Below are 26373 nucleotides of genomic sequence, written 5' to 3'. Positions count from 1 at the left end.
TTTAAATTTCGCTCAGCGCGAGCAGTTGATGGACGAGAACTTTGAGCGCTTGAGGGGTGATCATATTGGGCCCATCACTGAGCGCCTCTTTGGGTGAGACATGAGTCTCTGTGAAGAATCCATCGACCCCCACCGCAGCCGCAGCACGAGAGAGTGGCGCCACAAAACGAGAATCGCCCCCGCTTTTGCCCCCTGCGGCTCCTGGCATCTGCACTGCGTGTGTGGCATCAAAGATCACAGGAGCAAACTGGCGCATGATCATGAGCGAGCGCATATCCACGACGAGATTCCCATAGCCAAAGCTACTGCCCCGCTCAGTGAGCCAAATCCCCAGACGCTTTGCCTCTTCATAGCTCGCCTCACTCCCTCCTCTGGTCTTGATGGCCTTGAGTACGGAGTGGCTCATATCGGCGGGATTCATGAATTGCCCCTTCTTGATATTGACGATGCTCTGGCTCTTGGCCGCCTCGACAATCAGATCAGTTTGGCGGCATAAAAAGGCGGGAATCTGCAAAATATCGACCACTTGCGCCGCCTTTGCAACCTGCTGAGTCTCGTGAATATCCGTAAGAAGCTTGTAGCCAAACTCCTCTTTGATTCTCCCTAGCATCTCCAAGCCCTTCTCTAATCCCGGTCCGCGATAGCTCTCTAGGCTCGTGCGGTTGGCCTTATCAAAGCTCGCCTTGAAATAAAAGTCGATACGTGCGTCTTCACTCAAAGGCTGAAGCTCTGAGGCGATCTTGCGCAACATCTCTTGGCTCTCAATGACACAAGGGCCTGCAATTAGAATCATCTATCTCTCCTGTTCTATTTTTGGCGATTCTTCCACCAGCACAAACTGATGTTTGTCGAAATCATAGCTAAATACTTCTCCCGTCTCGATGATGTAATACCAGCCAAAGACCCCAAGCTCGCCTTTGAGAAATCGCTCCTTAACCCCTGGGTAGGTGAAGAGATTCTCCAGCTGCTTTTCGATATTGATCTGTTCGGTCATCCAAGAACGCTTGGCGATGGTGTCTGGCTCTAGAGAGAGCACCTTCTTCCTTGTGGGCTCTAGGAGCTCTAGCCATTTTTTCACATGAGGCGTCTTTTTGAAACTGCTCTCCTCAAGATAGAGGGCTGAGCATCCCCCGCAATTGGAGTGTCCACAGATGATCACATTGCGCACATTGAGGACATTGAGCGCATACTCCACCGCTGAAGTCGTCGCCAAAAACTCTTCCGCCTCTCGATAGGGGGGCACGACATTGGCGATATTTCGCACGACGAAAAGCTCTCCGGGGAGAGTGTTGGTGATGAGATTAGGGACGACCCTAGAATCAGCACATCCAACAAATAGCGTATGGGGCTCTTGCTTTTGGCCTAGGCGTTCAAACAACTCTTTGTGCTCTTTAAAATCCTCTTCCCTAAACTTGACGGCCCCTTCAAAGAGCGATTTCATCAGTCGTATGCCTCCTAGTTTGAATTTTTTTGAGATTTCTTAATCTCCTCCTCGTTTTTGGAAACCGAAAAGAAGTAGAGATCAACACGACGATTCTTTGCCTTGCCCTCAGGCGTCGCATTAGAGGCGACTGGGTCAAACTCTCCATTGCCTCCTGCAGAGATTCGAGCGGGATTGACACGCTCCTCTAGAAGCATCTTGGCGACATTCACTCCCCTAGCGATAGAGAGCTCCCAGTTATCCTTGTAAGTGGCGGTGGGTCTTAGGCGGTCATTATCGGTGTGTCCGATCACTTTGATGTGCATGTCATTGGAGAGTTTGTTGATCTCTAGCGCCGTGCGTTTGAGAAATAAAATCCCCTCTTTATTGGTGATGGTCGCGCTCCCACTCTCAAAAAGAAGCTCGCTAGGGATGCTAAGGATGAATCCATCTTCCGCCTCCTCCATCTTGACCGCGGGGCCATCCGATATTTTTGTCATTTCGCTATATTCAGTGATCATACTTGCAAAGGCGTTGATTGCCTCGGGAGTGTCGACATTTTGCTGGATGGGAAGGGCTTGAATCCTCTTAGGCGGCATGATCTCGGTCATTTGTCCCTTCTCCAGCACTCCAAGCGCCCCTTGAATCGAGCCAATCGCCTGCTCAATCTTCTGCTTCTCGAAGGTGGCCATGGAGAGGAGCAGGATAAAAAAAGTGAGGAGCAAGCTCATGAGGTCGCCAAAAGTCCCAAGCCAAAGGGGGAGACCTTTTTTGCAATCACAAGGCGGACACTTCTTGGCCATCGCATCCTCTTTTTGGTTTGAATTATAGCAGAACGCTCTGTTATAATTCCATTTAAAAAGGGTTTTCTTTGCACTCTATTATCGATTTTATCGTGGAAGGTGTCTCATCGCTTGGCTATGTGGGAATCTTCATCATGATGCTCCTAGAGAGCAGCTTTTTCCCTTTTCCTAGCGAGGTGGTGATGATTCCTGCGGGGTATCTAGCCCACCAAGGAGAGATGAATATCGTGCTAGCGATTCTTTGGGGAATCGCTGGAAGCCTTGCTGGAGCGCTACTCAACTATTATCTTGCCCTCACTCTAGGACGCAAAACCCTCCTCAAATATGGTCGCTATGTGATGTTCGATGAGGTCAAGATGAGAAAGATGGAGGAGTTTTTCCACAAGCATGGTCATATCTCCACCTTTAGCGGTCGCCTCATCCCCGTGGTGCGTCAATACATCTCTCTTCCTGCGGGATTGGCGAGGATGAATCTGCCCATTTTTCTCTTTTTTACAGGGCTTGGGGCGGGGATATGGGTGATCATCCTCACGCTTCTTGGCTACTTTATTGGACAAAATGAAGCCCTAATTCAAGAATCACTCCACCTTATCATGGCGGCTCTTTTAGTCATGCTCGGAGGAATCGGCTGGATCTACCTCAAAAAACAAGGAAAAATCTAAGAATTTTTAAGCTTCTCTCTTGTAGAATTACGCCTCTTTAATCGCTTTGGCGGTTTTTGGGGTGTTAGCTCAGCTGGGAGAGCGCGACGCTGGCAGCGTCGAGGTCAGGGGTTCGATCCCCCTACACTCCACCACTCATCTTCTCTTTTTTCTTCCGCGTTATTTAGCCGTGCTCCATCCTATTTTTATTAATTTCATACACCTATAAAACACCTAACTTTTTAAGCCCAATCCAGTATCGAATCGGGCTTATGCAGCATCAAAACAGGGCTTATTTTGCTGTTTCTACAGCCATCGCAGCGGGAACTAATCCTTGCTCCATCAAACGAGAGTAATTCTCCTTTGAAGTGAGAAATTCTACAAGCTCACGAGCTGCTTGTGGCTCCTTGCTACCATTAGCAACCCCGACAGAAAAAATAGTCACTTTTTGATAGGGAGCAGGAATGGGTCCCACGAGATCAACGCTACCCTTTTCCCCTGTAAAAGGTGTAATTTCGCTTACTTGCTGAAAACCTATTTCCAAATCACCACGCCCAACCCAAGTTGCAACACGATCCCCCACAATCAGCTTTGTTTTGCTAGTGACGCTCTCACCAAAGCCTGGAAATACTTTTTCAGCAAGATGTGTGCCGCTGGCACTCGCAGAGTACCCAATTGATTTTGCATCTTTTAAAGCTTTATCAAAAGCTGCTTGCGTGCTAATATCTGGTTTTGGTTCACCCTTGCGAACCATCATGCCAATTGAAGAGTGGACAAGATCAACCCTGCTACCCTTAGTCGCATATCCATCGGCAATCATCTTTTCAAGCTGGCCACTCGCTAAAATGATAAGATCAAATGTTTCTCCACGCTTTAAGCGATTGGGTATAGAAGTTTCAGACGCACCCATTGAGGAGCCAGACTGAAGGTGGACTTCGTGCCCTGTTTTTTTCTCAAAAAGAGGCTTCAATTCCTCCATCGTAGCATAGAATGCGCCCGAACTGATCACTTCAATCGTGGCGGCTTGCACACCCAATACAAGAAGCAGGCTTAATAACACAACCGATGTTATTTTAGAAAAGAATCTAGACATAAACCCATCCTTAAAATAAATAGATCGCATTAAATACTTAAAATTAATAAAGTAATTAACGCTATCAAATTTATGTTAATACACTTTCATTTGTAAGTCAAATTATACTTTTAATATATTGCTATAGGTCTTTTATTATGAGCATTTTTTAAAATTTTTAGCAAAAAATCGCCTATTTTCTAGGGTTTTATCTATCTTATTTTTCATTTTAAATTAAAATATATTAAATATAAGAATAGCACATCCTCTTTGGATTGATTTGGCTAAGGAGTGCAGATTTGTCTTGTTGGGCCTCCCTGTCCTGCTCTTACAAACAAGCTAAGGAGGCGTATTGGGCGTTTTTTAGGAGTGGCTCTGTTGGCGGGATATTAAAAGAGATACCCCAGAGTCGCCACGACTGTTCTTGGTGTGCCCACGCTCACCCTTGAGTTGCTCGCACTCTCGACATAGACCTCATCGGTGATATTCTGCACACTCAAAGCGCCCCTCCAGTTTCCTTTTCTGTATCCGACCATCGCACTATAGATGAGGCTTGAATCGAGCTTGATCGTGTTGGTGCTATTGGCGTATCGCTCGCCAAGATATCGCACGCCACCCCCGACATAAAAATGCGGCAATCCAAACGCCGTAAGATAGTGCGTGGTGAAGAGATTCGCCGTGTGTTTAGGAATCCCTGAGAGCTCTTTGCCTTGATTGGTTGCTTTGTCTTCTGTTGAAGTGTAGCCATAGGAGGCCGCCATAGACCAATCTGAAGTGATATCACCACTCACATCAAACTCAAACCCTTTGCTCTCCTGTTTGCCACTAGCCACTGATTTGAGGGGATTGATGGGATCGGGCATCGCGACATTGACCTTTTCGATTTTAAAAACCGCAGCGGTGAGCGCTAGCCTGTCACCAAAAAGCTTTTGCTTAATCCCAAGCTCCACCCCCTCTCCCTCCTCAGGGTCGAGAATCTTTCCGTTGATATCCGTGGCGCTTTGAGGCGTGAACGATTCGGAGTAGTTCGCGTAGAGAGAGGTTTCGGGCGTGAGCTTATAGACTAGCCCAATTTGAGGCGTCCAAGCGCTACTCTTATCGCTTGTGTCAGATTTGACCGTGGAGTATCTCACCCCTGTGCTGAGGATGAGATTCTCTGAAAGATAGAGATTGTCCTGCGCAAAGATTCCTTTCTTGGTGGTGGTGATCTTCTCTCCTGTGTTTCCATAGGTCACCGCGCTTGGATGGTCAGAGAGATCGGTGAGGGCTTCATATTTGAGATTGGAGAGGTTGAGCGCATAGATTGTGCCCATATCCATCCATCCCGTGAAAGTCGTAGAGGCACGGCCAAAGTCAGCGCCCATCGTGATTTTGTTTTTGAGATTGAAAATCTCCAGCTCTTTATTGAGCGTGTATTGCAGCGCGTGCTCGGTGAAGTCATATTTCTGCGTTGCAAAGAATCGCCTCACTTGATTGGTCGCTTCTACATAGGCGTAGGGGATGTGGACATTGTAGTTATCTCTTAGATAGTCCACATATCGATATTTGAGATTCGACTTCCATGTGCCAAAGCGGCTATCTAAATCAAAACCGATGATTTTTTGTGTTTTGTCAAACTTCTCATCAGGATGCGACATGATCGTCTTGATATCAGCGACTAGCTCTCCCTTGCTATTGACATAGCTTTCAAAAGAGGAGGGGGTTCGCTCGTCCAGATATTCGCTCACGAGCGTGAACGTGTGGTCATCGCTAATGTCATAGGCAAGAGTTGGCGCAATAAAGACCCTATCAGAATTGACATGACTATCTCGAAATCCTTCATCATGTCGAGCGAGTGCCACGAGTCTATATCGCAAAGTTTTGGAATCATTGAGCGCACCCCCTAGATCGACTTTGGGACTATAGGAGGTGTTAGAAGTAGTCTCTAGCTCAATCTGGGCATAGGTCTCATAGAGGGGTTTTTTGACGACGAGATTGACAATCCCTCCGGGGCTTGACTGGCCATACTGCAAAGAATCGGGCCCTTTTAGCACCTCTATAGATTCGAGGTTAAACACCTCAGGAAAGGGCGCAGCATTGGTGAGACTCAATCCATCGCGCAAGATAGGGACTCCTGAAAAGCCTCGGATCGCAAAGAGGCTCTCTCTGCCGTTGTTATCTCCCAAATAGGTTGTATTCGAGGACATTTTGATCACATCGTTGATGGTCTGCGCTTGAGTATCCTGCATATAGGTCTCGTTGAAAATCTGAACCGACTTCGCGCTCTCATCAGGCTTGATATTGCTTCTCATAATTGCAGACTTCTCTTTGCTCGCGTAGTTGGTCGGAATCTCTTCTGAGATTAGAACATTGTTGAGCTTATCCGCCTCCTCTTGAGCGAGCGCTGACACCCCACCAGCAAGAAGCAGCGCGCAGAGAGAGGGAGAGAGCTTAGAGAACCATTTTCCTTTTTCCATAGACATCCTCCATAAAAGTTTTGGCGATGTTATCATTTATGATTTCCATTATCAATATTAATAGAGTCACCAAAAGGAAAAGATTTGTGCGCTAATGGGAAAAATTCTAGAAATTTCGGAGCTCTTTTTTATAGTCACTTGGGGTGATTCCAAAGCGCTCGGAGAAGAGTTTGCTGAAGTGCCCCACATGCCTATATCCGACCTCTTGGGCAACCTCTTTGAGCGTGAGGCGCTCATGAAGCAACTCCTTAGCAACCTCCAAGCGACGCTTTTGAATCATCTCTAAAATGGTCATTCCGTAGTGCTTTTTGAAGTCTCTCTTGAGGTAGCACTCATTGATCGCTGAGCGATAGGCGATCTCTTTGATGGAGAGATGAGGGTTGTGATAGTCTTGGAGGATAATCTCTCTTGCTCGCTCCAAAGAGGAGAGCCACCCCTCCTCCAAAGCACTCAATGAAGAATCATCAAGCGCCCTTGCCATTCGCTCGATGGTGTAGTGGATGAGCTCAGTGGCTTTTGATTCGAGGTGGATGCTCTCAAGGGTCTCTTCATAAGAATCTCTCTTTTGGAGATAGCGCAACAGTTCAAGCTGCTTGGGGTCAATGCTTCGATCCTGAAAAATGGAGTAACTATGCTTGGAGGCCTCTTTGAGATGCTCTTGGATATTTTTGATTGGTGTAGCGAGCTCCAAAAAAAGCTCTTGCTTCATCGCAGTGGTGAGCGTAGACCAAACCTGCCCCGATGAGAATGGAGTCTCTACATAAAATTGAGTCGAGGCTAGCCCCACCAAGAATCGATTCTTTTTGAGGAGATGCTCCTTTTGATCCTTAAAAACAAAGCGCAAATCCGAGCCTAGGTTAAAGATAAAAACCGCACCCGCCACATCGCTCTGCTCAAAAATCACCATCTCTTGGCGCGGGACAAACTCCCTCACCGCCAAAGCGATACCATGCCCCATGTCATACCATATCCCCGATCCCTCACCCAACTCCTCTTTCATTTTGCCCATATAGACCTCTCGTGAGAAGGGGTGAGTGATCTTCTTGGTGATGTCGATAGAGGCGCGATAGTCTATTTTGATGGGTGGTTTCATGAGAATGATTCTACATTAAGAGAGGTTAGAAAAGAGTCCGATTCCCCCCCCAAGGATTCTCAAAAATCCTCAGGAGAAGAATCAAGGAAGAGGACGGTTTACCACTCGATCGCGATAGACGCTTCGGGGGTGTTGATACGGAAGGTGAGCGTCTCAAAGAAGAATAGCTCGTGGTTGGTTGATTTTTTCTCGCTATAGCCCACGCCAATATCCATCCCGCTGTAGAGCTCATAATCTCCCCCTCGAAGGCTCACAAGAAGCGCTCCGCTCTTGAGTGCGGGAGCGACGATAATATTGTTGCCCTGAAGAAGCTCAGCGAGCTTGAGCGTGAGAGGATAGCCAGAGTTGCCCGCCACCCCAAAGAGCTTGCCAAAATATTGCGGCTGAATAAGAAGTGCATAGGGACCTTCAATCTCGGAGTTGACAAGCTCCTTGATTCCCTCAGCCACCGCGGGGAGTATCTCATCGCCCTTGGCTTTGATGGGCTTATGGGGGATGGAGGGGATGAGACCTTCGATGCCCTCTTTTTTAAGACCGTAAAAGACCAGTTCATTCTCAGCGACACACACCTTCTTGGCGGCCTTTTCAATGCTGGAGATGTCAAAAGCGTTTGCCTCTCGCAAAATCGCCTCCACTTCGCTCTCAGGGAAGGAGAAAGGAATCTTTAGCTCAATCACAGGTGTGTTCATTCTCACTCCCACACTCGCCTCGCCTAATTTCTCCTTGGAGGAGATCACTCGACCCGTGGGCAAGGAGCTAAAGCCGATTCCCAACCCCCCTTTGAAATCGACCACTTTACGACCCGTGAGGTGCTTGCCAAAAACCAAACCTGCCTCTTTTTCGATAGCGCTCCAGATGGAGGCGGGGAATTGTGCGTTTTCTCTTCGTAGAATATCCATGACTATTTTCCTTTCTTTAAACTTCCAATATTGAGCCCATTTGATCCCAAAGCTGAGGCTACCTCGCCCGTCTTGCCCGTGAAGGCCTGTTCGTGACTGATAATCTCTCCCTCTTTGAAAAGCAGGGCTCGCATCGTCTCATCCCATACAGGGCTGTGACGCCTAAGCCACTCTAGCCCCATGACAGCGTGCTCAATCTCTTCATCGCGATTGTGCTCCATGATCGCTCGAACCGCAGGATCTTTGGTCGCCGCAGCTCGCTGATTATAGAGATCAACCGCCTCTAGCTCCTCAATCGTGCTTTGGATAATTCGATGGTAATCCACCACCTCTTCTGGGAGTCTCTCTGCTGCCTCTTTGGCTCCTTCGTGTACCATCTATCTCTCCTTTGTTCTTAAACTATCCATTCATAAAGCGTAGCACAAATTCCCTCAAATACCAAGGCAAACTAGACCTTCCTAAACATCGCCGCATAAAGCCCGCTTTTATACTCTCGATAGCCGCCAGAACGCCTGATTCCAAATAACTGCTCACCCCCATCAGGGTAAAGAATCTTCTCAGCCCGCCCCTCTCCCTTGATCGCCTCAAACACCCCCTCCAAAGGAGGAACCTCGCCCCCTTGCGTCTTGGCAATAATTTTGCCTGCTTGATCCACAAAGCACCCAAACACTCCCTCTATTGCCTCTCCCTTCTCGTCTCTAGGGAGCGAATCTTCAAGCATCGCGTGAAACTGCGGCGTAGAATCAAAGACGATTCCAATTCCCCCTACAGGCTTGCCTCCTAAGAGAGGAAAGATCGCTCCATAATAGACAAAGGTCGGCTCTTCTCTATAAAAAGGCGAAGACTCAAAAGAGGAGAGATGATACTCTTGGGGATTTTTACAAGCCAGCACCGCCTTGAGCGTCTCACGAGGGAGGAATTTGCCGATCTTGTCCTGCTCATTTGGATGTGAAGAGGCGAGAATCTTGCCTGAGGCGTCAAAAACAAAAAGATTGTAGTAGACCGTATAGAGTGAGTGAATTGCGCACAATATTTCACCAAAACGCTCAATCTCCTCTGCTGTGGGCGATTCCTTGGCGAGCGTGTGACGAAAGTGCGTATGCAGAGCCCACCATCGGCAATCATTAGCGCGCTCATAGAGATTGCGATCCAAAATATCCATCGCCAAGCCTGAGTAGAATCGGAGATTTTCGTGCGAAGCACTCTCGATGGATTCAAGCAATTCGGTGATGGAGTGAATGCATAGCGCGTTAATGTGGTGACTAATCGCCCTGATTCGATCAAGAATCGCATTAAGCGCGTAGCTGTGGGTTTTGGAAGCGATAATCTCTCCGTTGATCACCACATCATTCAAATCCTCATAAATCTCTTGCGCCTCGTTAATAATAGAGGCGAGCGAAGCCCCCACCAAAGGAGAATCCTCAATATCTTCCTCAAGTTTCGCCTCCACACTTCGACGAAACTCTAAACGGCGTAGCTCATCCACCCTCCAAAGACTCAGCGCACACCAATCCTTTGGCCCTCCATACCCTTGGTATCCTCGGCTTTTGGCACAGAGAATGAAATATTCCCTGTTTTTGAGCGTGATAGTCCCTAACTTTTCGCTCAAAGAGCAAGGAGCATTTGATCCCACAGGCAGTAGCGATTCGTTGAGCGAAGAGATGATACGACCCCTCTCATCCAAAAGAGCGTAGTTCACCCCCAAAGAGCCCTCTTGCAGTTTGTTATAGATTCGTTTCATCTCCCCCGCAAAATCAAACACCAACACCAGCGCACCGATCACTCTCCCTTCTTGGCGAATAGGAGAGCCATAAAAAAGAGCTGATTCTCCTTCACCATAAAGAGAATCGACTCCAAAAAACTCCTCAAACGCCTCTTTAGAATCAAGCACCCTAGCCCCAAAAGAAGAGGTTTTGGAGATGGGTTTATTATTTGCGTCTAGATGCGCTACACAAAATAGCTCCGCGTCCAAAACAAGAATCTCTTGATAGACGGTGTACTTTTGCGCATATTCAAAGAGTCGGTGCTCCAAACTCGCACGCTGCTCTGCTTGTGTATCAGGGCGCAACAGGAAATCGATGATATCCTCATCCATCGCCAAAAACCCCACATCCGCAGTCCGCTCGAAAAGATTTCGCACAAGAATGTCAATACTCACCTGAGCTGTGTTTCCCAAGAGATCGGAGACTCGATGAAGATTTTGCTCCACTAAAGCATCCAAAAGCCGTCTTTGGAGCTCGGAGAATTTCTGTTGAGTTGTCTCCATATAGGCGAAGAGATTTTCCGCTGTCTCTAGCGAGCTGATCTTGCCAGTAAGGGTGGTTTTTTTGAGTTGGGAATTGAGAGAGATAAACTGATCTCGATAGCCAAGAATCGCTGGCATGAAGCGAGAAAACTGCTCGTATTGTTCCATTTTCACCCCTTTTATCTGTGTAGAGGGCGGGAAGAGATTCAAAATGGCAAGGCAACTATACAAAGTTTAAGCGACAAAAAGGCTAAACGATTTGATTAAAAAAGAGGCAGTCCAAGCCCGAAGGCTTGGAGAGGAAAGATTTAGGGAATGAAGCGGCTTTTGGAGACGATTCCCAGGAGATCATCGGCAGTCTGGCTCACCTCCTGGGCAATTCCATCGGTTCGATCGGCCACGGTGGCATTTTGTTGGGTGAGCGTATCTAGCTGGGCGATTGCCTCGTTGATTTGGGAGATTCCCTGAGCTTGTTCTTTGATGCTTTCGCTCATCTCATTGATGGATTGCACCAAAACATTAGTGTTGGCCTCAATTTCACCAAGGCTCTTTTGGGTGCGCTCAGCGAGCTTTCTCACCTCATCAGCCACCACAGCAAATCCTCTTCCATGCTCTCCCGCTCTAGCGGCCTCAATCGCGGCATTGAGCGCAAGAAGATTCGTCTGGTCAGCGATATCGCGGATGATAGTGATGACATTCTTAATATCTTCAGATTGTTTGATCACTTCAGAGGCGCGATCGCTCACATTGTGCATAGAGCTACTCATCTCCTCGATTGCCGAAGCGCTCTCTTGGAGGCTGGCGGCTTGCTCATTGGCTCCTTGGGAAAGATTTTGCATCGATTCCCTTAGCATCTTTGCCTTCTCTTCCAAGGTATATACTGCCACTAAAATTCAAGACAATAAATTGAAAGGTTTATCTTCCTAAATGGTAGAATTTTCTAAAGATTTAGGAGAGGAAAAAATGAGTAGAAAAAGAAAAAGCTATAGTGCAGAATTTAAAACTAGAGTTGTCTTAGAATTACTAGGTGGCGAAGAGACTGTAGCACAGATTGCCAGTAAATATGAGATTACACCAAAAAGTCTCATTGATTGGAAAAAGCAGTTTTTAGAGAATGCATCACTAGTATTTGATGTAGGTTCGGCTACTAAAGCCTATAAAGATGAGATAGAAGAGCTAAAAACAGAGAATGATGCTCTAGCAAAGAAATTAGGAAAAACAACCATAGAGAGGGATTGGGCAGTGGGAAAGCTAAAGAGCTTGGGCTTATCAAATAAAAAAGATCTTGTCACACCCAAGCTAAAGAATCTCTCCATGGCAAGACAATGTGAAATAATAGATTTAAATCGCTCAACCCTTTATTATGAACCTAAACCCATATCAGACAATGATTTAAAAATCATGAAAAGGATAGATGAGATATATACTGATATATCCTCAACCTATGGCTATCGGTTTATGCATAGGCAGCTTTTGGAAGATGGATTTTCAATTGGTGTAAATAAAGTCAATAAGCTAATGAACACTATGGGGATACAGGCAATCTTTCCAAAAAAGAAACGACACACATCCATTAAAAACTATAAACATAAAATCTATCCATATCTACTACGAGAGCTTGAAATTAACAGAGCCAATCAGGTTTGGAGTGGAGATATTACCTATATCCCAATCAAGGGTGGTTTCGTGTATTTGTGCGCCATTATTGATTGGCACAGTAAAACGATACTCTCATGGAAAATATCAACAACTATGGATACATCTCTTGTAACAGATGTTTTAAAAGAAGCCATTGAAAAATATGACATTCCTGTAATATTCAACTCCGACCAAGGTAGCCAATATACCAGCCATGAACATACAGAACTTCTCAAGAAACACAACATTCAAATCTCTATGAACGGTAAAGGCAGATCCATTGATAATATTGCCATTGAGAGATTTTTTAGGACTTTAAAATATGATGAAATCTATATCAATGAGTATAGCTCTATTTCAGATCTCAGATTTAAGGTTTCAAGATATATCAATTTTTACAATCACAATAGATTTCATTCAGCACTAAATTATCAAAAGCCCATGAATGTTTATCTAGAAGGGTTGAAAAACGTTGCTTAAATTAAAGGCTAGAGGCTGGAAGATGAATTCTCAAAAAGTTGTCTTGACAAATGGTGGCAGTATAGTATTAGCCACATGGGTGTTCTCTCGAAGCACTGCCGAGACCTCCTCGCCGATATGGTTGAGCGCACGCTCAAAATCAGAGCTCGCCCCCTCGATCTTGGAGGTGAAATCGACCTTAGAGAAGGTCTGCATCACGCTGTTGAGGCGATTGATATCTTTGCCTACTTTTTGCCTTAGCACCACCACCATCTCATTGAGCACTTTTTTGAGCTCTTCGAGTTGAGGGTTGGCAGGGCTAGAGACAATATCTCTATCAAGATAGCCCTCTTTGATTCGCTCCACGGTTTTGAGCGCTTCTGCTACCGATTCTCGATCCTGGATAACACTTTGGGTGATCCTCTCAATATTCTCATTAATAAGCGAAGCCATCACCCCAAATTCGTCATTCTGCTTCAGCGAAATCGGCTCCACACTGCTTCGTTCATGATTAAGGAAGGCAAAAAACCCTACCAAAGAATCTTTAATGGTCTCAATGGGCTTAAGCATCTTGGTGAGCAGAAGATAGAGCGAGACCAACCCCACTACCACAAATATCGCTCCAAGGAGGGCAAAGCTTTTGAGTTGGTCTTTGAGTGGGGCGCTGTACTCCTCCTCGGCCACGGTCACACAAATTGTCCAGCGAAACTCCCCAGAGTAGGAACACGCCGCGACTCGCTCTTCTTGGGTATCGCTGCTTTGATAATAAATAAGTTCGCTGGCATCATTTTTTTGGCTTGCCAGTCGCTCGCCCATCATCTTGGCAACTGGGCTCTCTTTCATCAATAGACTATCATTTCGGTGGACAATCATTCGATGATCTTCATCAAAGATGAAGGCATAGCTGCTTGGGGCTGTCTTGATTCCAAGGGTCATCTTTTTGACATCATCCAATGTGATGAAACCCGCTACCGCACCGACAAATTTCCCCTCTCGCTTGATGGGAGAGTAAAAGGCAGTAACCATCATTCCCCCAGAAGAGGCGATGTAGGGCTTGCTCACCGAGGGAGCTCCTTTGGCTTTTGCCCCCATAAACCAATCCCTCACGCGCGGATCAAATCCATCTTTGGGCATTTGATGATTTCCATTGGAGCGAATCATTCTTCCATCCACCTCATACCCCGCAAAAACTAATCCAAAGCCCCCTTGCTCCTCTGTTAGTTTCAAGTATTCCATCACCTTGGATTGGTCGCTCTCATCGATGGTGCTCAAACGCTTGGCGAGCTGCTCCATCATCTGCATTTTGTCTTTGGCGAATTGACTCATAAAGACAGCTCCCCCCTTGGCTGCCTCAATCTGGTTGACATTCATTAGCCTCAAAATATCTTTCTTGGCCTGCTGATAGCTCACTCCCGAAAAGAGTATCGCTCCCCCCATCAGCAAGACCGAAAGAATCAGTGTCACTTTTTTGCTGATTCCTAGCTGCATTTTTCCGTCTCCTTAATAGTTGCACTGAGTACACTTAATAACGTATCAAGAGCTAGTGTAACACGATTTTGGAGACAAAATATTAAAAGATATGACAATAATAAAGAGTTTTATATCGGATGAAGAAAAAGAGAAACAGAGGAAAAAAGAAAGGGGGGTCCTTTTTAGGACATTCCCCCTCTCTTTTTCATGTTGTCTTCGAGTCGATGGGCTAGAAGTGAGAGCGAAGAGGTGATAGCAAAATACATGATCGCCACCACAATCCAAGTCTCAAAGGGAGAGAAGGTATTAGCCACCATCTCACGGCCCACCTTGGTGAGGTCGGTCACTGAGATGACTGAGACAAGAGACGAATCTTTAATCAGAGCGATCATCTCACCCGTGAGTGAGGGGAGCGAGCGCTTGAGGGCTTGAGGGATAATGATGAGCGTCATTGTTTGGAAATAGTTCATCCCCAAAGAGAGCGCCGCCTCTTGCTGACCCTTATCAATGGATTGAATCGCTCCACGAAGCACCTCAGCGATATAGGCTCCATAAAAAATCGCTAACGAGATAGCCCCTGCGTAGAAGCTGTCAATCTCAAAAATGGTCGCAATAATAAAATAGAAGATAAAAATCTGCACCAAAAGAGGCGTGCCGCGAATCACTTCGATATAGACCGTAGCAATATCGCGAAACACCTGTGCTTTGGAGATTTTCATGAGGGCAAGAATGGCGCCGATAAAAAAGGCAATCACCCCTGAAATGAGCGAAATCTTGATCGTCATCCAGAGCCCTAGAAGAAGCGGACCTGCCTTATACTCCTCTTTTTTGGCGAGCGCCTCACCGGGATAGATGATCTCCCCCTCTTCGTAGGCAAGTTCATAGCCTGCCACTAGGAACTTCTCGCTCCCCTCTTCGCCCACGACCTCGACCTCTTTAGGGGAGAGGATTTTCACCCTCCCCTCTAGGGTCGATTCAAGCGCGACCGTGTGCTCGTAGGCAAAATATTTAGGAATCGTATTCCATTTCCAAATATAGTTGATGCTAGAGCCTGCCAAATACATGGAGTAGCCCAACGCCACAAAGAAAAGAAAGGCGAGCAGATGCCCTAAAGGTCGGTTTTCTAGAATCGATTGGTGTCTTTTCATACGCTAGCTTATTGGATCTTCTCTAGCCACTTGGTGTCGACAAACCATCGCTCATAGAGCTCATCATAGCTTCCATCGTGTTTGATCTGCGCAAGGAAGTGGTTGAGCCAGTTAAGGAAATCGGGGTCACCTTTTTTGATCGCCCAGCCAAGAGGCTCATAGGTGAGGGAAGTGTCGAGGTGAACGAGATAGCCCTGACCTTTTTGCGCCATGAAAGCGACATTAAAAGGAAGGTCGAAGATGAACATATCCGCCTTGCCATTGAGCACCTCTTGCACCGCTTCAGCCTCGGTATCATAGGTTTTAAGTTTGGCATTTTTAAAGAGTCGCTTGGCCGCATACTCCGCCGAAACTCCAAACTTTGTCACCAAAGTGAGTTCAGGCTTGTCGAGGTCTTTGTAGCTCTTCACGCCCTTTTCTAGTCCTTTTTTAACGAGCAACGACTGCCCCACCACGATATAGGGCTCAACAAAATTGACTCGAAGATTCCGCTCTTGGGAGATGGTCATACCGGAGATGATAATGTCAAATTTCTCCGTCACCAATCCAGGAATCAAGCCATCCCATGAGGTAGGGACGAGCTTTAGCTTCACACCCATAGCCTTAGCCATCTCTCTGGCCAAATCCACATCAAAGCCAATCACATTGCCTTTTTTGTCCTTCATCTCAAAAGGAAGATAACCAGGCTCAAGACCCACGCGAAGCTCGCCGCGCTTGATAATCTCATTGAGCGTGGACTTCTGCCACAGCGACATATCCGCGCCCAGAAGGGTGCAAACAGAAATCAGGATTCCTAGCCAAATCTTTTTCATGATCGATTCTCCTTAGAATTTAGAGGTTTTATTGGATTCTATCTAGCCATTTGTTATCGACAAACCATCGCTCATAGAGCTCATCATAGGTTCCGTCGTGTTTGATCTGCGCAAGGAAGTGATTGAGCCAGTTGAGGAAATCGGGGTCACCTTTTTTGAGGGCGATTCCTAGGGGCTCGTAGGTAATGGATTGATCAAGATGCACTAAAAGCCCTTTGCCTTTTTGCATCATAAAGGTCGAGTTGAAGGGAAAGTCGTAAATAAAGGCATCGGCTTTGCCATTGAGCACCTCTTGCACCGCTTCAGCCTCAGTGTCGTAGGTCTTGATCTTGGCATTTTTCATCATGCGTCTAGCGACGATCTCGCCCGTAACCCCAAGCTTGGTCACGACCGTATATTCAGGCTTATCAAGGTCTTTATAATTTTTCACCTTCTCTTTGAGATCGGGTCGAACAAGCAGCGTCTGTCCGATTGTAAAATAGGGATTAGAGAAGGCGACCTTGAGATTTCGCTCGGGCGTGATGGTCATTCCCGCTAAAATAAGGTCTGCCTTGTCCGTCAAAAGACCTGAGATGAGACTATCAAAACTCCCTTGGACAATCACGAGCTTCACGCCCATTGCCTTGGCCATCTCTCTAGCAATGTCAATATCAAATCCAATCACATTACCCTTTTTATCCTTCATCTCAAAAGGGTAATAGCCCGGATCGGTGCTCACGCGAAGCTCGCCGCGCTTAATGATTGCATTGAGGGTCGATTTCTCCCACAGAGCCATATCCGCCGCCCAAGCCACACCAAGGGCGAGCAAGATTCCTAGTAGTATCTTTTTCATTCGACTTTTCTCCTAAATTTTTATGATTGAGATCAATGGGTCAAAATTTCATTCAAGAACTTCTTCGCCCTCTCTGTTTTGGGGGAGGCAAAAAACTCCTCAGGGGTCGTGTCCTCCATAATCACCCCGTGATCCATGAAGATGATTCGATCGCTCACCTCTTTAGCAAAACCCATCTCATGCGTCACGCACACCAGTGTGTAGTGCTCACGCGCGAGTTGGCGCATGACATCAAGCACCTCACCAATCATCTCAGGATCAAGTGCGCTCGTGGGCTCATCAAAAAGCACCACTTTGGGCTTCATCGCCACGGTTCTAGCGATTGCCACGCGCTGCTTTTGCCCTCCTGAGAGCTCATTGGGATAGCCTTGAGCTTTGTGCTCTAGCTGGACTTTTTTGAGAATCTCCATAGAGTTGGCATCCGCCTCTTTTTTAGAGAGGCCCTTCACTTTGATCTGTGCGATGGAGATATTCTCTAGAATCGTGAGATGCGGAAAGAGGTTGAAATGTTGAAAAACCATCCCCACCTCAGAGCGAATCTTGTTAATGTCCGTGCTTCTGTCGTAGAGATTCTGACCATCGATAATAATATCCCCCTCGTCAATCTCCTCTAGTGCGTTAATGCAGCGAATAAGCGTCGATTTGCCGCTTCCACTGGGTCCACACACCACGACAATCTCCCCTTTGCGAACACTAAAATTAACATTATTGAGCGCGTGGAAATCGCCGAAGTATTTGTGAACATTGGTCATTTGAACGATTTTTTGACTCATAAACCTTACTTTTAGCTTTAATTTTGATTAGAATCCGTCATTCTAACAGACAATTTTTAAATCAAAACTTTGGTAAAATCCGCGCTTTCTTGATATTTCGCTTAGGATTGGACCGTGTCACTTAAAAGCAGAGAGCTATTGGCTGATGTTTCGCTTCTTGGAATTTCCGTGATTTGGGGGGTTACTTTCTTGATGGTGCAGGATGCCATCAAGGAGGTTCCCGTCTTTGCCTTTCTTTTTTGGCGATTTCTTTTAGCCACGGTGCTCTTTTTTCTTATAGGGATTGCCCTCAAACCCAGCTTTGATCTCCCCTCTATTAGAGCGGGGGCGATTTTGGGGGTGATGTTCTGTCTTGCTTTCTCCCTCCAGACTTTTGGGCTTGAGCACTCACTCAGCTCTGTGGTGGGCTTCATTACAGGCCTTAATGTGGTCTTTGTGCCCCTCTTTTTATGGATGCTCTTCTCCCAAAAACAGACCCCCTTCGCCCTTCTTGGAATCGCTCTTGCTGTGGTGGGACTCTGGATGGTGAGCACCAATGGAGGAGGGATCGGCCTTGGAAAGGGTGAGCTTCTCACCCTTGGATGCGCGGCGCTCTTTGCGCTTCATATCGTCTACACGGGAATCTTTTCCAAGCGCCACCGCCTCTTCCCGCTCATTCTCGCTCAATTCTCCACTGCGACTCTGCTCTGCCTCCTCTTCTCCCTCCTTTTTGACCCTTTCACGATTCCTTCCACCCTCTCCTATCCCTTCCTCAAAGCGCTTTTCATCACCGCACTCTTTGCTACGGTGCTCGCCTTTTTGGTGCAGACCTATATGCAACGCTTCACCACACCCGCTAAAACCGCTGTCATTTTCACCATGGAGCCTGTCTCAGCGGGTATCTTTGGCTATTTCTATGCAGGAGAGCCCTTGGGAAGCATACAGATTTTAGGAGCAGGAATCATCGTACTGGCGATGCTAAGCGTCGAGCTTGGCTCCCTCCTCTATCGGCGCAAAAAAAGGCTCAATTAGCCTCTTTTAAAGCGCCTTGGGCTACAATCCAAACCTTAAACCTATCCCAACCCCTTCCAAGGAGAAGCCATGCTTCGCTTCGCGCCAAGCCCCACAGGAGATATGCACACAGGCAACCTCCGTGCGGCGATTTTCAACTACATTCTTGCCAAGCAACGCGGCGAAAAATTCCTCGTTCGTATCGAAGACACCGACATGGAACGCAATATTGAGGGGAAAGATAAAGAGATTCTCTCCCTCCTTAATCTCTTTGGAATGGTGTGGGATGAGCTCGTCTATCAAAGTCATAACTTCCCCCGCCATGCCCAGATGGCCGAATATCTCCTCTCCCAAGGCAGAGCCTTTTATTGCTACTGCTCCAAGGAGTTCTTGGATCAAAAACGCGAAGAGGCTTTGGCGCAAAAGCTCCCCTTTCGCTACCACGATGCGTGGGCGGAGATCGAGAAAGATTCCACCCAAAAACCCGTGATTCGACTAAGAGGCGCGAGCGAGGAGATCTGCTTTAAAGATGAAATCAAAGGAATCGTCTCCTTCAAACCCCACGAGGTGGATAGTTTTGTGATTGTTCGAGAGGATGGAATCCCCACCTATAACTTCGCCTGCGCCATCGATGATATGCTCTATGATGTGAGCTTTATTGTGCGAGGCGAGGATCATGTCTCCAATACTCCCAAACAGATGCTCATTCAAAGAGGCGTAGGCTATGAGAAGCTTCTCCAATACGCTCATCTCCCCATCTTGCTCAATGAAGAGGGCAAGAAGATGAGCAAGCGAGACAACGCCTCTAGCGTTAAGTGGCTCTTAGAGGAGGGTTATCTCCCTCAAGCGATCGCTAACTATCTTATCCTCATGGGCAACAAAACCCCCACGGAGGTCTTCGCCCTCAAAGAGGCGATTGAGTGGTTTGATATCACTCATGTGGCCAAAGCTCCCGCCAAATTCGACCTTGATAAGCTCCGATTCTTGAATCGAGAGCACTTCAAGCGCTTAAGCGAGCAAGACCTCGCCTTTTTACTCGACCACAAGGACCCAAGCGTGGGGGGATTGGCCAAGCTCTATCTCCAAGAATCAAGCACTCTTAATGAGCTGCGCCCCAAAATCGATGCCCTCTTTGCCCCCAAGATCGCCCAAGGAGAGTTTGCCTCCGCCATGATTCTCCTCTATCCTCATCTGCGTGCGATGATTGAGGAGTTTTCCCCTGCTCTCAAAGATTTTGAAGCCTTCAAAAAAGAGGCAATGGAGCGCTCAGGACTCAAAGGCAAACCCTTCTTTAAATCCCTTCGCCTCCTTCTCACAGGGAGCGAAAATGGGCCTGAACTCTCCGATCTCTTTGAATACGCCCGATTCTTTTTCAATGACATCATTCGACTCAAGGAGCCCTCATGATCTTCTCAACCCTCATAGAAGCCATCGCCCAAATTCTCCATATGATTCTCAACCTCTATATGTGGGTGATCATCATCGCTGCGCTCATTAGCTGGGTGCGCCCTGATCCCTACAATCCTATCGTCCAGATTCTCTCACGCCTCACCGAGCCCCTCTATTACCAGTTGCGCCGCAGGATTCCCACGGTCTTTAGCGGAATTGACCTCGCACCACTGATTGTCATCATCGCGCTTCAATTCCTTGACCTCTTTCTTGTGAAGCTTCTCTTTGGACTCGCGCGTAGCCTATGAGAATCCTCCTTTTTTGGCTCCTCCCTTGGCTTCTCTTAGCCCAAGAGATCACGCTTGAGTTTCTCAAAGAGAAGCCCGAGGGAATCACGAGGGACTTTTACATTTGGCAGTTTTTGGATCAAAATATCACACCGGGTGAGGCCAATGAAGCCTACAAGCTCGTCTATAGAAGCAACACCAAACTCTTTGGGCGCTACTTCAAAAAAAGCGACAACAAGACCCTCTCTAGGCGCACTATTTGTGAGCGTATGAGCCTAAGTGAGCTTCTTAAACAAGAGCCCAAATGCATCGGCTATGCACTCAAGCTGAGTGATGCGGCTAAGATGAGCAAGTCTGATCTTCAAAAACTCTCCAAAAAACTCGCCATCGACGCTCCTACCACCGCCAAACATTTAGAGATTCTCGCCTCCAAAGAGCCACTCAAAAATCTCTTAGAAACAAACGCCACCACCTTTGCAACCCTTTTTGAAGGGGTAGGTCAAGAGTATCGCCTAGAGCAATTCAATCGCTTTATTCCCGCTAACGCTTGGGAGAATCTTGCCAATCAAAACGACTATAAGATGGGTCGAATGATCCAGCTCATCATCCTCAACTCCGCCTATGTGGCACTTCAAGATTCGCTCTCCAAAGTCACAGGCATCACCAATACGGACGATCGGACGCTCTTTTATCTAGGACTCAATGCTCTTGTCCATGGCCAAAAAGAGAATGCTCTACTCTACTTCTTGCGCGCCCAAACCAAGGCCAAAGACCCGCTGCTTATCACTCGAGCACTCTTTTGGCGCTACCTTACTACAGGAGATAAGGCGATTTTAGAAGAGGTTGCCCAGAGTCGCCACCCTAACATCTACTCTATCTACGCCAGCCAGACCCTCCAAAAGGAGCCTGCTTTTGAGATTGTTCGGCAAGTACTCCCCAAAGATGCGCCACCAAGCGCTCCATGGGACACCAAAGATCCCTTCGCATGGCTCAAAATCGAAGAGCAGAGCAAAAAGAGCGATTCCAACCTTAGCGCTCTTCCTGATTCCCCCTTGCGCTATCGCAACACCGAATCCCATCTTGCCCTCATCATGCAACGGGAGTGGCGATTCCAAAAACATTTCTTCATCACTCCCTATCAAGAGATTTTTTCTCAATTTGATTCAGATAAACAGGCGCTCCTCTATGCGCTCGCACGCCAAGAGAGTCATCTCATTCCTACGGTCATCTCCACCTCTTATGCGCTTGGAATGATGCAAATCATGCCCTTTAATGTCGAATCCATCGCCAAAAATCTAGGCGAGCGCTGCGAGCTCACCGATATGTTTGATCCCGCACTCAATGTCAAATACGCCGAAATTTTCCTGCGCGACCTCATCAGAGAGTTCTCGCACCCCCTTTTTATCTCCTATGCCTACAACGGAGGTCCTGGCTTCACCCGCCGACTGCTCGCTAGAGGGGAGCTCTTTAGAAAAGATCGTGCGCTAGATCCCTGGTATAGCCTAGAGATGATTCCCTACGAGGAATCACGCTACTACGGCTCTAGAGTGCTTGCCAACTATATCATCTACCAACAAGCTTTTGGCAAAAATCTCCAGATCGCCGATCTGCTCAACGAGACGCTGATTCGATAGCTGAGGTCAAAACGGGAGTCTCTACATCGCTACCAAAAGCGAGACTCCCAAAAAGAGCATCACGGCTACCCCTAAACACTCGCCTAAAAGAATCGCTCGCTCCGTGTAGCGCTCCACCCCTTTTTTGAGCCCCCGCCCCAAGCTCGCCGCTCCAAAGATCACCAAGCTCATCCCCATGGACATACAAAAAGCCGCCAAGAATCCAACTCCATACTCCCCTAATGCCATCGTGAAGATAAAGATCGTGACCGTTCCGGGGCAAGGCACCAAGCTCGCCCCTAAAACCACGCCCACGTCTGTGCTCTTGCTTCGATCCGAACAGCCTCCGCAGGTGCAAGAGGGAGGGTGAACAAAAAAGGCGACACACTGTTTTCCTTTGGGCTTTCCAAAAAAGAGTCGCTTCAAAGCACCCAGCTTGCGATACAGCAGATAAAGGGCAATTGAGATGATGATGAGTGCGGAAAACTTGGTGGCATAGAAGAGGAAATTGTCCAAAAACTCTTTAAAGAAGAGCTCGAAAAAGTAGTAAAGTGCAAGAGTCATCAAAAAAGCAGAAAAGGTGTGAATCACTCCGATAGCCAGTGCGATAAAGAGGGCTTTGGCGCGATTTTGGCGCACCCCGAAAAAGTAGGAGCCCACCAGCATCTTGCCATGCCCCGGCCCAGCTGCATGAAGCGCCCCATAGAGAAACGAGAAGAGCAGCAAAGGAAGGATTCCTGCCATTATCTCCCCTTGGTGGCTCTTCTCCAAAAGCTCTTTGAGGCGCAGCTGAAAGACCGCGAGAATCGATTGAAGATTCCACTCAAAGCTCACCTTGCTCGCTCTCTTGGGTAGCTCTTTGGGCTCATCCATAAGAGGTTTCACTTCAAGAATCTGCTCTTTTATAGGGGTGATTTGAGTGATAAAAAGGAGGTTGTTGTAGCGATTCTCGCTCCAGCTCATCTGAGGATTCCAAGCCAACTGGACATTAGAGATAGAGAAGTCAAAAAATCCTTCTCGATCTTCTAGCACCATAGAGATCGTGTCTAAAGGGCGAATCGCCTGAACAAAAGAGAGTGTATAGGAGAAGAGGACTCGATTCCCCTCCAAAAAAAGTCGAGGGTTTTGAGGGGTGGGTTTGAGCTCTTTGATCTCTAGGCCATCATCCATAGTGAGAGTCGTAAGATAGGCTCTAGGAGTGAGGTAGTCAAGCAAAACCCCTTTCACTCGGGCTAGCTCTCTCTCCCCTAGCTCCCTCTTTTTAGATGAGCCGTATAAAAGCGCAATCTCTCGGCTAAACTCCTCAGAGAATCGCCACACCACCTCCATTCCTTGGGTCTGGCTAGCCTCGCCCCGCACTATCACTTCCACATCAATCTTGGGAGTGTAGAGCTGGCATAGGGCACAAGCATAGAGCCCTGAGAACATCCCTAGAAGAATCAATCCCAAGAGCCATTTAAAATATCTCATCCTCGCCCTTCACGCTAACTCAAAAATTGATCAACGAAATCCATCTCCAAAGCCCCAAAGAGGATATTAGGGAGCGCGTTTGAAATGGGCCTTGGAGATGGATTCAAATCAAAGATTCCATTATATCCCCAAGGGGGAAAGCGAGAGCTTTAGAGCCCCGCTCGCACCTCTTGGGTCGCTTGAATGAGATTTTGGAGTGAAGCCTTAGTCTCGCTCCAGCCCCTTGTCTTGAGCCCGCAATCAGGGTTCACCCATATCTGCTTGGGATCAATCACTTCAAAAAGAGCAAGAATTTGGCGCTTCATCTCCTCTACACTAGGGATTCTTGGGGAGTGGATGTCATAGATTCCTGGTCCAATCTGCTTATCATAGTTGACCTTCTTAAACGCCTCCAGTAATCGATTCCCCGCACGCGCCGTCTCAATGGTGATCACATCAGCGTCCATCGCCAAAATCGTTGTGATAATATCATCAAAGACGGAATAGCACATATGGGTGTGAATCTGCGTCTCATCTTTGACGCTGGAGGTGGCAATCCAGAAGCTTTTGAGGGCAAACTCCTCATAGGCAGCCCTTTGAGCCTTTTTAAGCGGATAGCCCTCCTTAAACGCCGCCTCATCCACTTGAATAATGGCGATTCCCGCCTCTTCAAGGTCACGAATCTCCTCTTTGATGGCCAGCGCGATTTGGGCGCACACTTCGCTTCTGGGAATATCATCTCGCACAAAACTCCAGTTGAGAATGGTCACAGGCCCCGTGAGCATCCCCTTCATAAGCCTAGAGGTGAGCGATTGCGCATAGCGACTCCACGAAAGGGTCATCTCTTTGGGTCGTGAGACATCCCCATAAATCACGGGAGGCTTGACACATCGACTGCCATAGCTCTGCACCCATCCATTTTGGGTGATCAGCGCACCCTCTAAGAGCTCACCAAAATACTCCACCATATCGGTGCGCTCAAACTCTCCATGCACGAGCACATCAAATCCTGCCTCTTCTTGGAACTCTATGCACGCTTTGATATGCGCCCTCATCCCCTCTTCATAGATATCTTGGGTGATCTCCCCTTTTTTGTAGGCTAGGCGCAAGGCGCGAACCTCTTTGTCTTGGGGGAACGAACCAATCGTAGTCGTGGGCAACGGGGGCAGCTTGAAGCGCCTCTCTTGGAGGGCGATTCGCTCCTTGAAGGGTGTGGTTCTGGGTTTAGCCTCTTGGAGGGCGATTTTAGCGGTGGAGTGATCTCCTCTATTTTGGGTGAGCTTGGAATCGCGCCTTTTTTGGGCATTTTCAAGGTTGAGACGCTCCCACTCCATCTCTTCTGCTCCAAGCTTTACACCTGCAAATCGCTTGGAGAGAATCTCTAACTCCTTCACCTTCTCTTTGGCAAAAGCCAGCCAAGGCTTCACCTCTAGGGGAATTTTGGCCTCAGGCGCTACAGAATAGGGAAGATGGAGTAGAGAGCATGAGGTGCTGGGATAGATTCGCTCTCTGGGGAGTTTCGTGGCTAACTGGTTTAAAAACTCTAGTCGCTCACCTAGATCGCACGCCCAAACATTACGCCCATCAATCACTCCTGCAATGAGCACCTTATCACTCTTGGCGATAGAGGGGAGTGAGGCAAGATTCTCCTCTCCGTGCACAAAATCAAGGGCGATCCCCCAAAGTGGAGTCTGAAGAAGCACCTCTGTGGCCTCCGTAGAAGCCGCAAAATAGGTCGCTACAAAGGATTTAATTCCAGGAGTGGACGCAAGATAGTCATAGCTCTTCTTGGCATCTTGAAGCCTCTCTGAGCTTGGGTCAAGCGCCAAAATGGGTTCATCGAACTGCACATAGAGCTCACTCCCCCAAGAGGCAACCGTTTTGAGCACCTCGCCATAGGCCACCAAAAGAGCATTCAATAGCCCTCGATTCGCCTCATACCCTCTATCGCTCAGCGCCAAAAAGGTGAGGGGTCCCACGAGCTGAATCTTTGGCACACGCCGATGGGCGAGTGACTCTTTATAGAGCGCTTTGAGCTTGGTCGTATCGGGGGCAAAAACCATCCCCTCGCCAAGCTCAGGCACTAAATAGTGATAATTGGTGTTGAACCACTTCAGCATCGAGAGCGCGGTGTGATTCTCATCGCCTCGTGCCATCGCAAAGTAGCGTGCCCTTGGATTGGCAATATCCGCAAATCGCTCTGGAATTGCGCCTAGAAGCTCGATCATATCGAGCATTCCATCATAAAAACTAAAGTCGTTACTGCTCGCTAGCGCAATATTAGACTGAATCCCCCAGTGCGTCTGCCTGAGCTTTGAGGCACTCTCCTCTAGGGTATTCTCATCCACTTTTTTTGCCCAATAGGACTCTAGGGTTACTTTCAACTCTCTATTTTCTCCGATTCTTGGGAATCCAAGAATCACCGAAGGGATATTTTGGGACATGATTCGCTCCTGCTAAATTCATGAAAAATTTTAAAAACAATAGGGCCAAAGAAAACGATGTGGATTTTCTAGAATAGAGGAGGGGCGAGACCTGTTTTACGATGTCGGCAGCGGCAAGGACGAAGTTTTTGGATTTTTTGGTAGTTGAGGGCTAAAAAAGAGCGGCGCTTAAAGATGCAGTTGCAGTGGGTCGCCTTAGAGGAAGGAAGAAAAAGGGAAAAGGAGATTCCATCGCTAGTGGTGAAAGAGACAAGACAAGAGATGGCACTCCCTTGGGGCGGGGGGTCATTCTCCTCGCTAGAGAGCAGGAGGCGAAGGAGGGGGCAACCCGTCTTTTGGCGCACACGACACAAAAGTGCAGAGAGCTTGACCGCCATCACCGTGAGCAGAATCGCCCCCAAGCGGAAGTAGTTTCCCTTGATTCCCTTTGCTTTCACATT

General features: G+C 47.6%; 23 protein-coding genes, 1 tRNA gene and 1 pseudogene. 7 read left to right on the top strand and 18 right to left on the bottom strand.

The features are described from left to right. Position 1 precedes the first annotated feature (1 nt). Genes kdsA through WS_RS01435 form a run of 3 tightly spaced genes read right to left on the bottom strand, consistent with a single transcriptional unit; the run spans position 2 to position 2223 of the window. The gene (kdsA, locus tag WS_RS01445) at positions 2 to 793 is read right to left on the bottom strand and encodes a 3-deoxy-8-phosphooctulonate synthase (protein ID WP_011138246.1); all 792 of its coding nucleotides are present in this window, start codon (positions 791 to 793) and stop codon (positions 2 to 4) included. Continuing rightward, entirely contained in the window at positions 794 to 1441 is a 648-nt protein-coding gene (locus WS_RS01440; protein WP_011138245.1) for a carbonic anhydrase, read from the bottom strand. Positions 1442 to 1455: 14 nt separating this feature from the next. Next, on the bottom strand, positions 1456 to 2223 hold the full coding sequence (locus WS_RS01435; RefSeq protein WP_011138244.1) for an OmpA/MotB family protein: 768 nt from the start codon (positions 2221 to 2223) through the stop codon (positions 1456 to 1458). A gap of 68 nt (positions 2224 to 2291) precedes the next feature. On the opposite strand from WS_RS01435, the gene WS_RS01430 reads away from it, so the two are divergent. Both WS_RS01430 and WS_RS01425 read left to right on the top strand, forming a co-directional pair. Beyond that, positions 2292 to 2885, top strand: coding sequence for a DedA family protein (locus tag WS_RS01430; RefSeq protein WP_011138243.1), 594 nt, complete (start codon positions 2292 to 2294; stop codon positions 2883 to 2885). A gap of 58 nt (positions 2886 to 2943) precedes the next feature. Further along, positions 2944 to 3019 (top strand) — tRNA-Ala (locus tag WS_RS01425). A 137-nt stretch (positions 3020 to 3156) separates the two neighbouring features. On the opposite strand, the gene WS_RS01420 is transcribed toward WS_RS01425, so the two are convergent. From WS_RS01420 to WS_RS01390, 7 genes and pseudogenes are all read right to left on the bottom strand, one after another. Next, the gene (locus tag WS_RS01420; protein ID WP_011138242.1) at positions 3157 to 3957 is read right to left on the bottom strand and encodes a substrate-binding domain-containing protein; all 801 of its coding nucleotides are present in this window, start codon (positions 3955 to 3957) and stop codon (positions 3157 to 3159) included. A 368-nt stretch (positions 3958 to 4325) separates the two neighbouring features. Then, positions 4326 to 6392, bottom strand: a complete 2067-nt coding sequence (locus WS_RS01415) for a TonB-dependent siderophore receptor (protein WP_041571682.1) — start codon at positions 6390 to 6392, stop codon at positions 4326 to 4328. A 106-nt stretch (positions 6393 to 6498) separates the two neighbouring features. Then, on the bottom strand, positions 6499 to 7485 hold the full coding sequence (locus tag WS_RS01410; RefSeq protein ID WP_011138240.1) for a helix-turn-helix domain-containing protein: 987 nt from the start codon (positions 7483 to 7485) through the stop codon (positions 6499 to 6501). A gap of 98 nt (positions 7486 to 7583) precedes the next feature. Next, a complete protein-coding gene (locus WS_RS01405; protein WP_011138239.1) occupies positions 7584 to 8384 on the bottom strand; it encodes a family 1 encapsulin nanocompartment shell protein in 801 nt (266 codons plus the stop codon). A gap of 2 nt (positions 8385 to 8386) precedes the next feature. After that, a complete protein-coding gene (locus WS_RS01400; protein WP_011138238.1) occupies positions 8387 to 8761 on the bottom strand; it encodes an encapsulin-associated ferritin-like protein in 375 nt (124 codons plus the stop codon). Positions 8762 to 8832: 71 nt separating this feature from the next. After that, on the bottom strand, positions 8833 to 10797 hold the full coding sequence (locus WS_RS01395) for a cache domain-containing protein (protein ID WP_011138237.1): 1965 nt from the start codon (positions 10795 to 10797) through the stop codon (positions 8833 to 8835). Between the two features lie 140 nt (positions 10798 to 10937). Further along, positions 10938 to 11501: pseudogene (locus WS_RS01390) on the bottom strand (methyl-accepting chemotaxis protein); the annotation flags it as partial. Between the two features lie 55 nt (positions 11502 to 11556). Here WS_RS01390 and WS_RS01385 point away from each other — a divergent pair. Further along, entirely contained in the window at positions 11557 to 12747 is a 1191-nt protein-coding gene (locus WS_RS01385) for an IS3-like element IS1302 family transposase (RefSeq protein WP_011138235.1), read from the top strand. A 30-nt stretch (positions 12748 to 12777) separates the two neighbouring features. On the opposite strand, the gene WS_RS01380 is transcribed toward WS_RS01385, so the two are convergent. The 5 genes from WS_RS01380 to WS_RS01360 all read right to left on the bottom strand — a co-directional run bounded on the left by WS_RS01380 (position 12778) and on the right by WS_RS01360 (position 17761). Then, complete coding sequence (locus WS_RS01380) at positions 12778 to 14214, bottom strand: methyl-accepting chemotaxis protein (RefSeq protein WP_011138234.1); 1437 nt, start codon at positions 14212 to 14214, stop codon at positions 12778 to 12780. A 164-nt stretch (positions 14215 to 14378) separates the two neighbouring features. Next, a complete protein-coding gene (locus WS_RS01375) occupies positions 14379 to 15344 on the bottom strand; it encodes an amino acid ABC transporter permease (protein WP_011138233.1) in 966 nt (321 codons plus the stop codon). 8 nt (positions 15345 to 15352) lie between these two features. Then, positions 15353 to 16156, bottom strand: a complete 804-nt coding sequence (locus tag WS_RS01370) for a transporter substrate-binding domain-containing protein (protein WP_011138232.1) — start codon at positions 16154 to 16156, stop codon at positions 15353 to 15355. 28 nt (positions 16157 to 16184) lie between these two features. Then, positions 16185 to 16988 (bottom strand): transporter substrate-binding domain-containing protein, encoded by an 804-nt coding sequence (locus WS_RS01365; protein ID WP_011138231.1) that lies wholly within the window; start codon positions 16986 to 16988, stop codon positions 16185 to 16187. 32 nt (positions 16989 to 17020) lie between these two features. Beyond that, entirely contained in the window at positions 17021 to 17761 is a 741-nt protein-coding gene (locus tag WS_RS01360) for an amino acid ABC transporter ATP-binding protein (RefSeq protein ID WP_011138230.1), read from the bottom strand. Between the two features lie 114 nt (positions 17762 to 17875). Here WS_RS01360 and WS_RS01355 point away from each other — a divergent pair, with 114 nt between their 5' ends. The 4 genes from WS_RS01355 (at position 17876) to WS_RS01340 (ending at position 22061) form a co-directional block, all read left to right on the top strand. Beyond that, positions 17876 to 18772, top strand: a complete 897-nt coding sequence (locus tag WS_RS01355; protein ID WP_011138229.1) for a DMT family transporter — start codon at positions 17876 to 17878, stop codon at positions 18770 to 18772. A gap of 69 nt (positions 18773 to 18841) precedes the next feature. Next, positions 18842 to 20158 (top strand): glutamate--tRNA ligase, encoded by a 1317-nt coding sequence (gltX, locus tag WS_RS01350; protein WP_011138228.1) that lies wholly within the window; start codon positions 18842 to 18844, stop codon positions 20156 to 20158. Continuing rightward, positions 20155 to 20448 (top strand): YggT family protein, encoded by a 294-nt coding sequence (locus WS_RS01345; protein ID WP_011138227.1) that lies wholly within the window; start codon positions 20155 to 20157, stop codon positions 20446 to 20448. Before gltX ends, WS_RS01345 begins: the two co-directional genes overlap by 4 nt. After that, complete coding sequence (locus WS_RS01340) at positions 20445 to 22061, top strand: lytic transglycosylase domain-containing protein (RefSeq protein WP_011138226.1); 1617 nt, start codon at positions 20445 to 20447, stop codon at positions 22059 to 22061. The genes WS_RS01345 and WS_RS01340 overlap by 4 nt, the downstream gene beginning before the upstream one ends. Before the next feature lie 21 nt (positions 22062 to 22082). Here the strand turns inward: WS_RS01340 and WS_RS01335 are convergent, their stop codons facing one another. The 3 genes from WS_RS01335 to WS_RS01325 all read right to left on the bottom strand — a co-directional run bounded on the left by WS_RS01335 (position 22083) and on the right by WS_RS01325 (position 26370). Further along, complete coding sequence (locus WS_RS01335) at positions 22083 to 23510, bottom strand: HoxN/HupN/NixA family nickel/cobalt transporter (RefSeq protein ID WP_011138225.1); 1428 nt, start codon at positions 23508 to 23510, stop codon at positions 22083 to 22085. Positions 23511 to 23659: 149 nt separating this feature from the next. Further along, entirely contained in the window at positions 23660 to 25933 is a 2274-nt protein-coding gene (metE, locus tag WS_RS01330; RefSeq protein ID WP_011138224.1) for a 5-methyltetrahydropteroyltriglutamate--homocysteine S-methyltransferase, read from the bottom strand. A 68-nt stretch (positions 25934 to 26001) separates the two neighbouring features. After that, entirely contained in the window at positions 26002 to 26370 is a 369-nt protein-coding gene (locus WS_RS01325; RefSeq protein ID WP_011138223.1) for a hypothetical protein, read from the bottom strand. Positions 26371 to 26373: the final 3 nt, after the last annotated feature.

The sequence above is a fragment of the Wolinella succinogenes DSM 1740 genome (genome assembly GCF_000196135.1).
Classification (GTDB): Bacteria; Campylobacterota; Campylobacteria; order Campylobacterales; family Helicobacteraceae; genus Wolinella; species Wolinella succinogenes.
Note: the sequence above shows the minus strand (reverse complement) of the source record. Positions and strands in the feature narration are given on the sequence as shown.

What these genes read in the sequence shown, in the direction of transcription:
- kdsA (WP_011138246.1), bottom strand. Translation starts at nt 793, where the DNA reads ATGATTCTAATTGCAGGCCCTTGTGTCATTGAGAGCCAAGAGATGTTG.
- WS_RS01440 (WP_011138245.1), bottom strand. Translation starts at nt 1,441, where the DNA reads ATGAAATCGCTCTTTGAAGGGGCCGTCAAGTTTAGGGAAGAGGATTTT.
- WS_RS01435 (WP_011138244.1), bottom strand. Translation starts at nt 2,223, where the DNA reads ATGGCCAAGAAGTGTCCGCCTTGTGATTGCAAAAAAGGTCTCCCCCTT.
- WS_RS01420 (WP_011138242.1), bottom strand. Translation starts at nt 3,957, where the DNA reads ATGTCTAGATTCTTTTCTAAAATAACATCGGTTGTGTTATTAAGCCTG.
- WS_RS01415 (WP_041571682.1), bottom strand. Translation starts at nt 6,392, where the DNA reads ATGGAAAAAGGAAAATGGTTCTCTAAGCTCTCTCCCTCTCTCTGCGCG.
- WS_RS01410 (WP_011138240.1), bottom strand. Translation starts at nt 7,485, where the DNA reads ATGAAACCACCCATCAAAATAGACTATCGCGCCTCTATCGACATCACC.
- WS_RS01405 (WP_011138239.1), bottom strand. Translation starts at nt 8,384, where the DNA reads ATGGATATTCTACGAAGAGAAAACGCACAATTCCCCGCCTCCATCTGG.
- WS_RS01400 (WP_011138238.1), bottom strand. Translation starts at nt 8,761, where the DNA reads ATGGTACACGAAGGAGCCAAAGAGGCAGCAGAGAGACTCCCAGAAGAG.
- WS_RS01395 (WP_011138237.1), bottom strand. Translation starts at nt 10,797, where the DNA reads ATGGAACAATACGAGCAGTTTTCTCGCTTCATGCCAGCGATTCTTGGC.
- WS_RS01385 (WP_011138235.1), top strand. Translation starts at nt 11,557, where the DNA reads ATGGTAGAATTTTCTAAAGATTTAGGAGAGGAAAAAATGAGTAGAAAA.
- WS_RS01380 (WP_011138234.1), bottom strand. Translation starts at nt 14,214, where the DNA reads ATGCAGCTAGGAATCAGCAAAAAAGTGACACTGATTCTTTCGGTCTTG.
- WS_RS01375 (WP_011138233.1), bottom strand. Translation starts at nt 15,344, where the DNA reads ATGAAAAGACACCAATCGATTCTAGAAAACCGACCTTTAGGGCATCTG.
- WS_RS01370 (WP_011138232.1), bottom strand. Translation starts at nt 16,156, where the DNA reads ATGAAAAAGATTTGGCTAGGAATCCTGATTTCTGTTTGCACCCTTCTG.
- WS_RS01365 (WP_011138231.1), bottom strand. Translation starts at nt 16,988, where the DNA reads ATGAAAAAGATACTACTAGGAATCTTGCTCGCCCTTGGTGTGGCTTGG.
- WS_RS01360 (WP_011138230.1), bottom strand. Translation starts at nt 17,761, where the DNA reads ATGAGTCAAAAAATCGTTCAAATGACCAATGTTCACAAATACTTCGGC.
- gltX (WP_011138228.1), top strand. Translation starts at nt 18,842, where the DNA reads ATGCTTCGCTTCGCGCCAAGCCCCACAGGAGATATGCACACAGGCAAC.
- WS_RS01345 (WP_011138227.1), top strand. Translation starts at nt 20,155, where the DNA reads ATGATCTTCTCAACCCTCATAGAAGCCATCGCCCAAATTCTCCATATG.
- WS_RS01340 (WP_011138226.1), top strand. Translation starts at nt 20,445, where the DNA reads ATGAGAATCCTCCTTTTTTGGCTCCTCCCTTGGCTTCTCTTAGCCCAA.
- WS_RS01335 (WP_011138225.1), bottom strand. Translation starts at nt 23,510, where the DNA reads ATGAGATATTTTAAATGGCTCTTGGGATTGATTCTTCTAGGGATGTTC.
- metE (WP_011138224.1), bottom strand. Translation starts at nt 25,933, where the DNA reads ATGTCCCAAAATATCCCTTCGGTGATTCTTGGATTCCCAAGAATCGGA.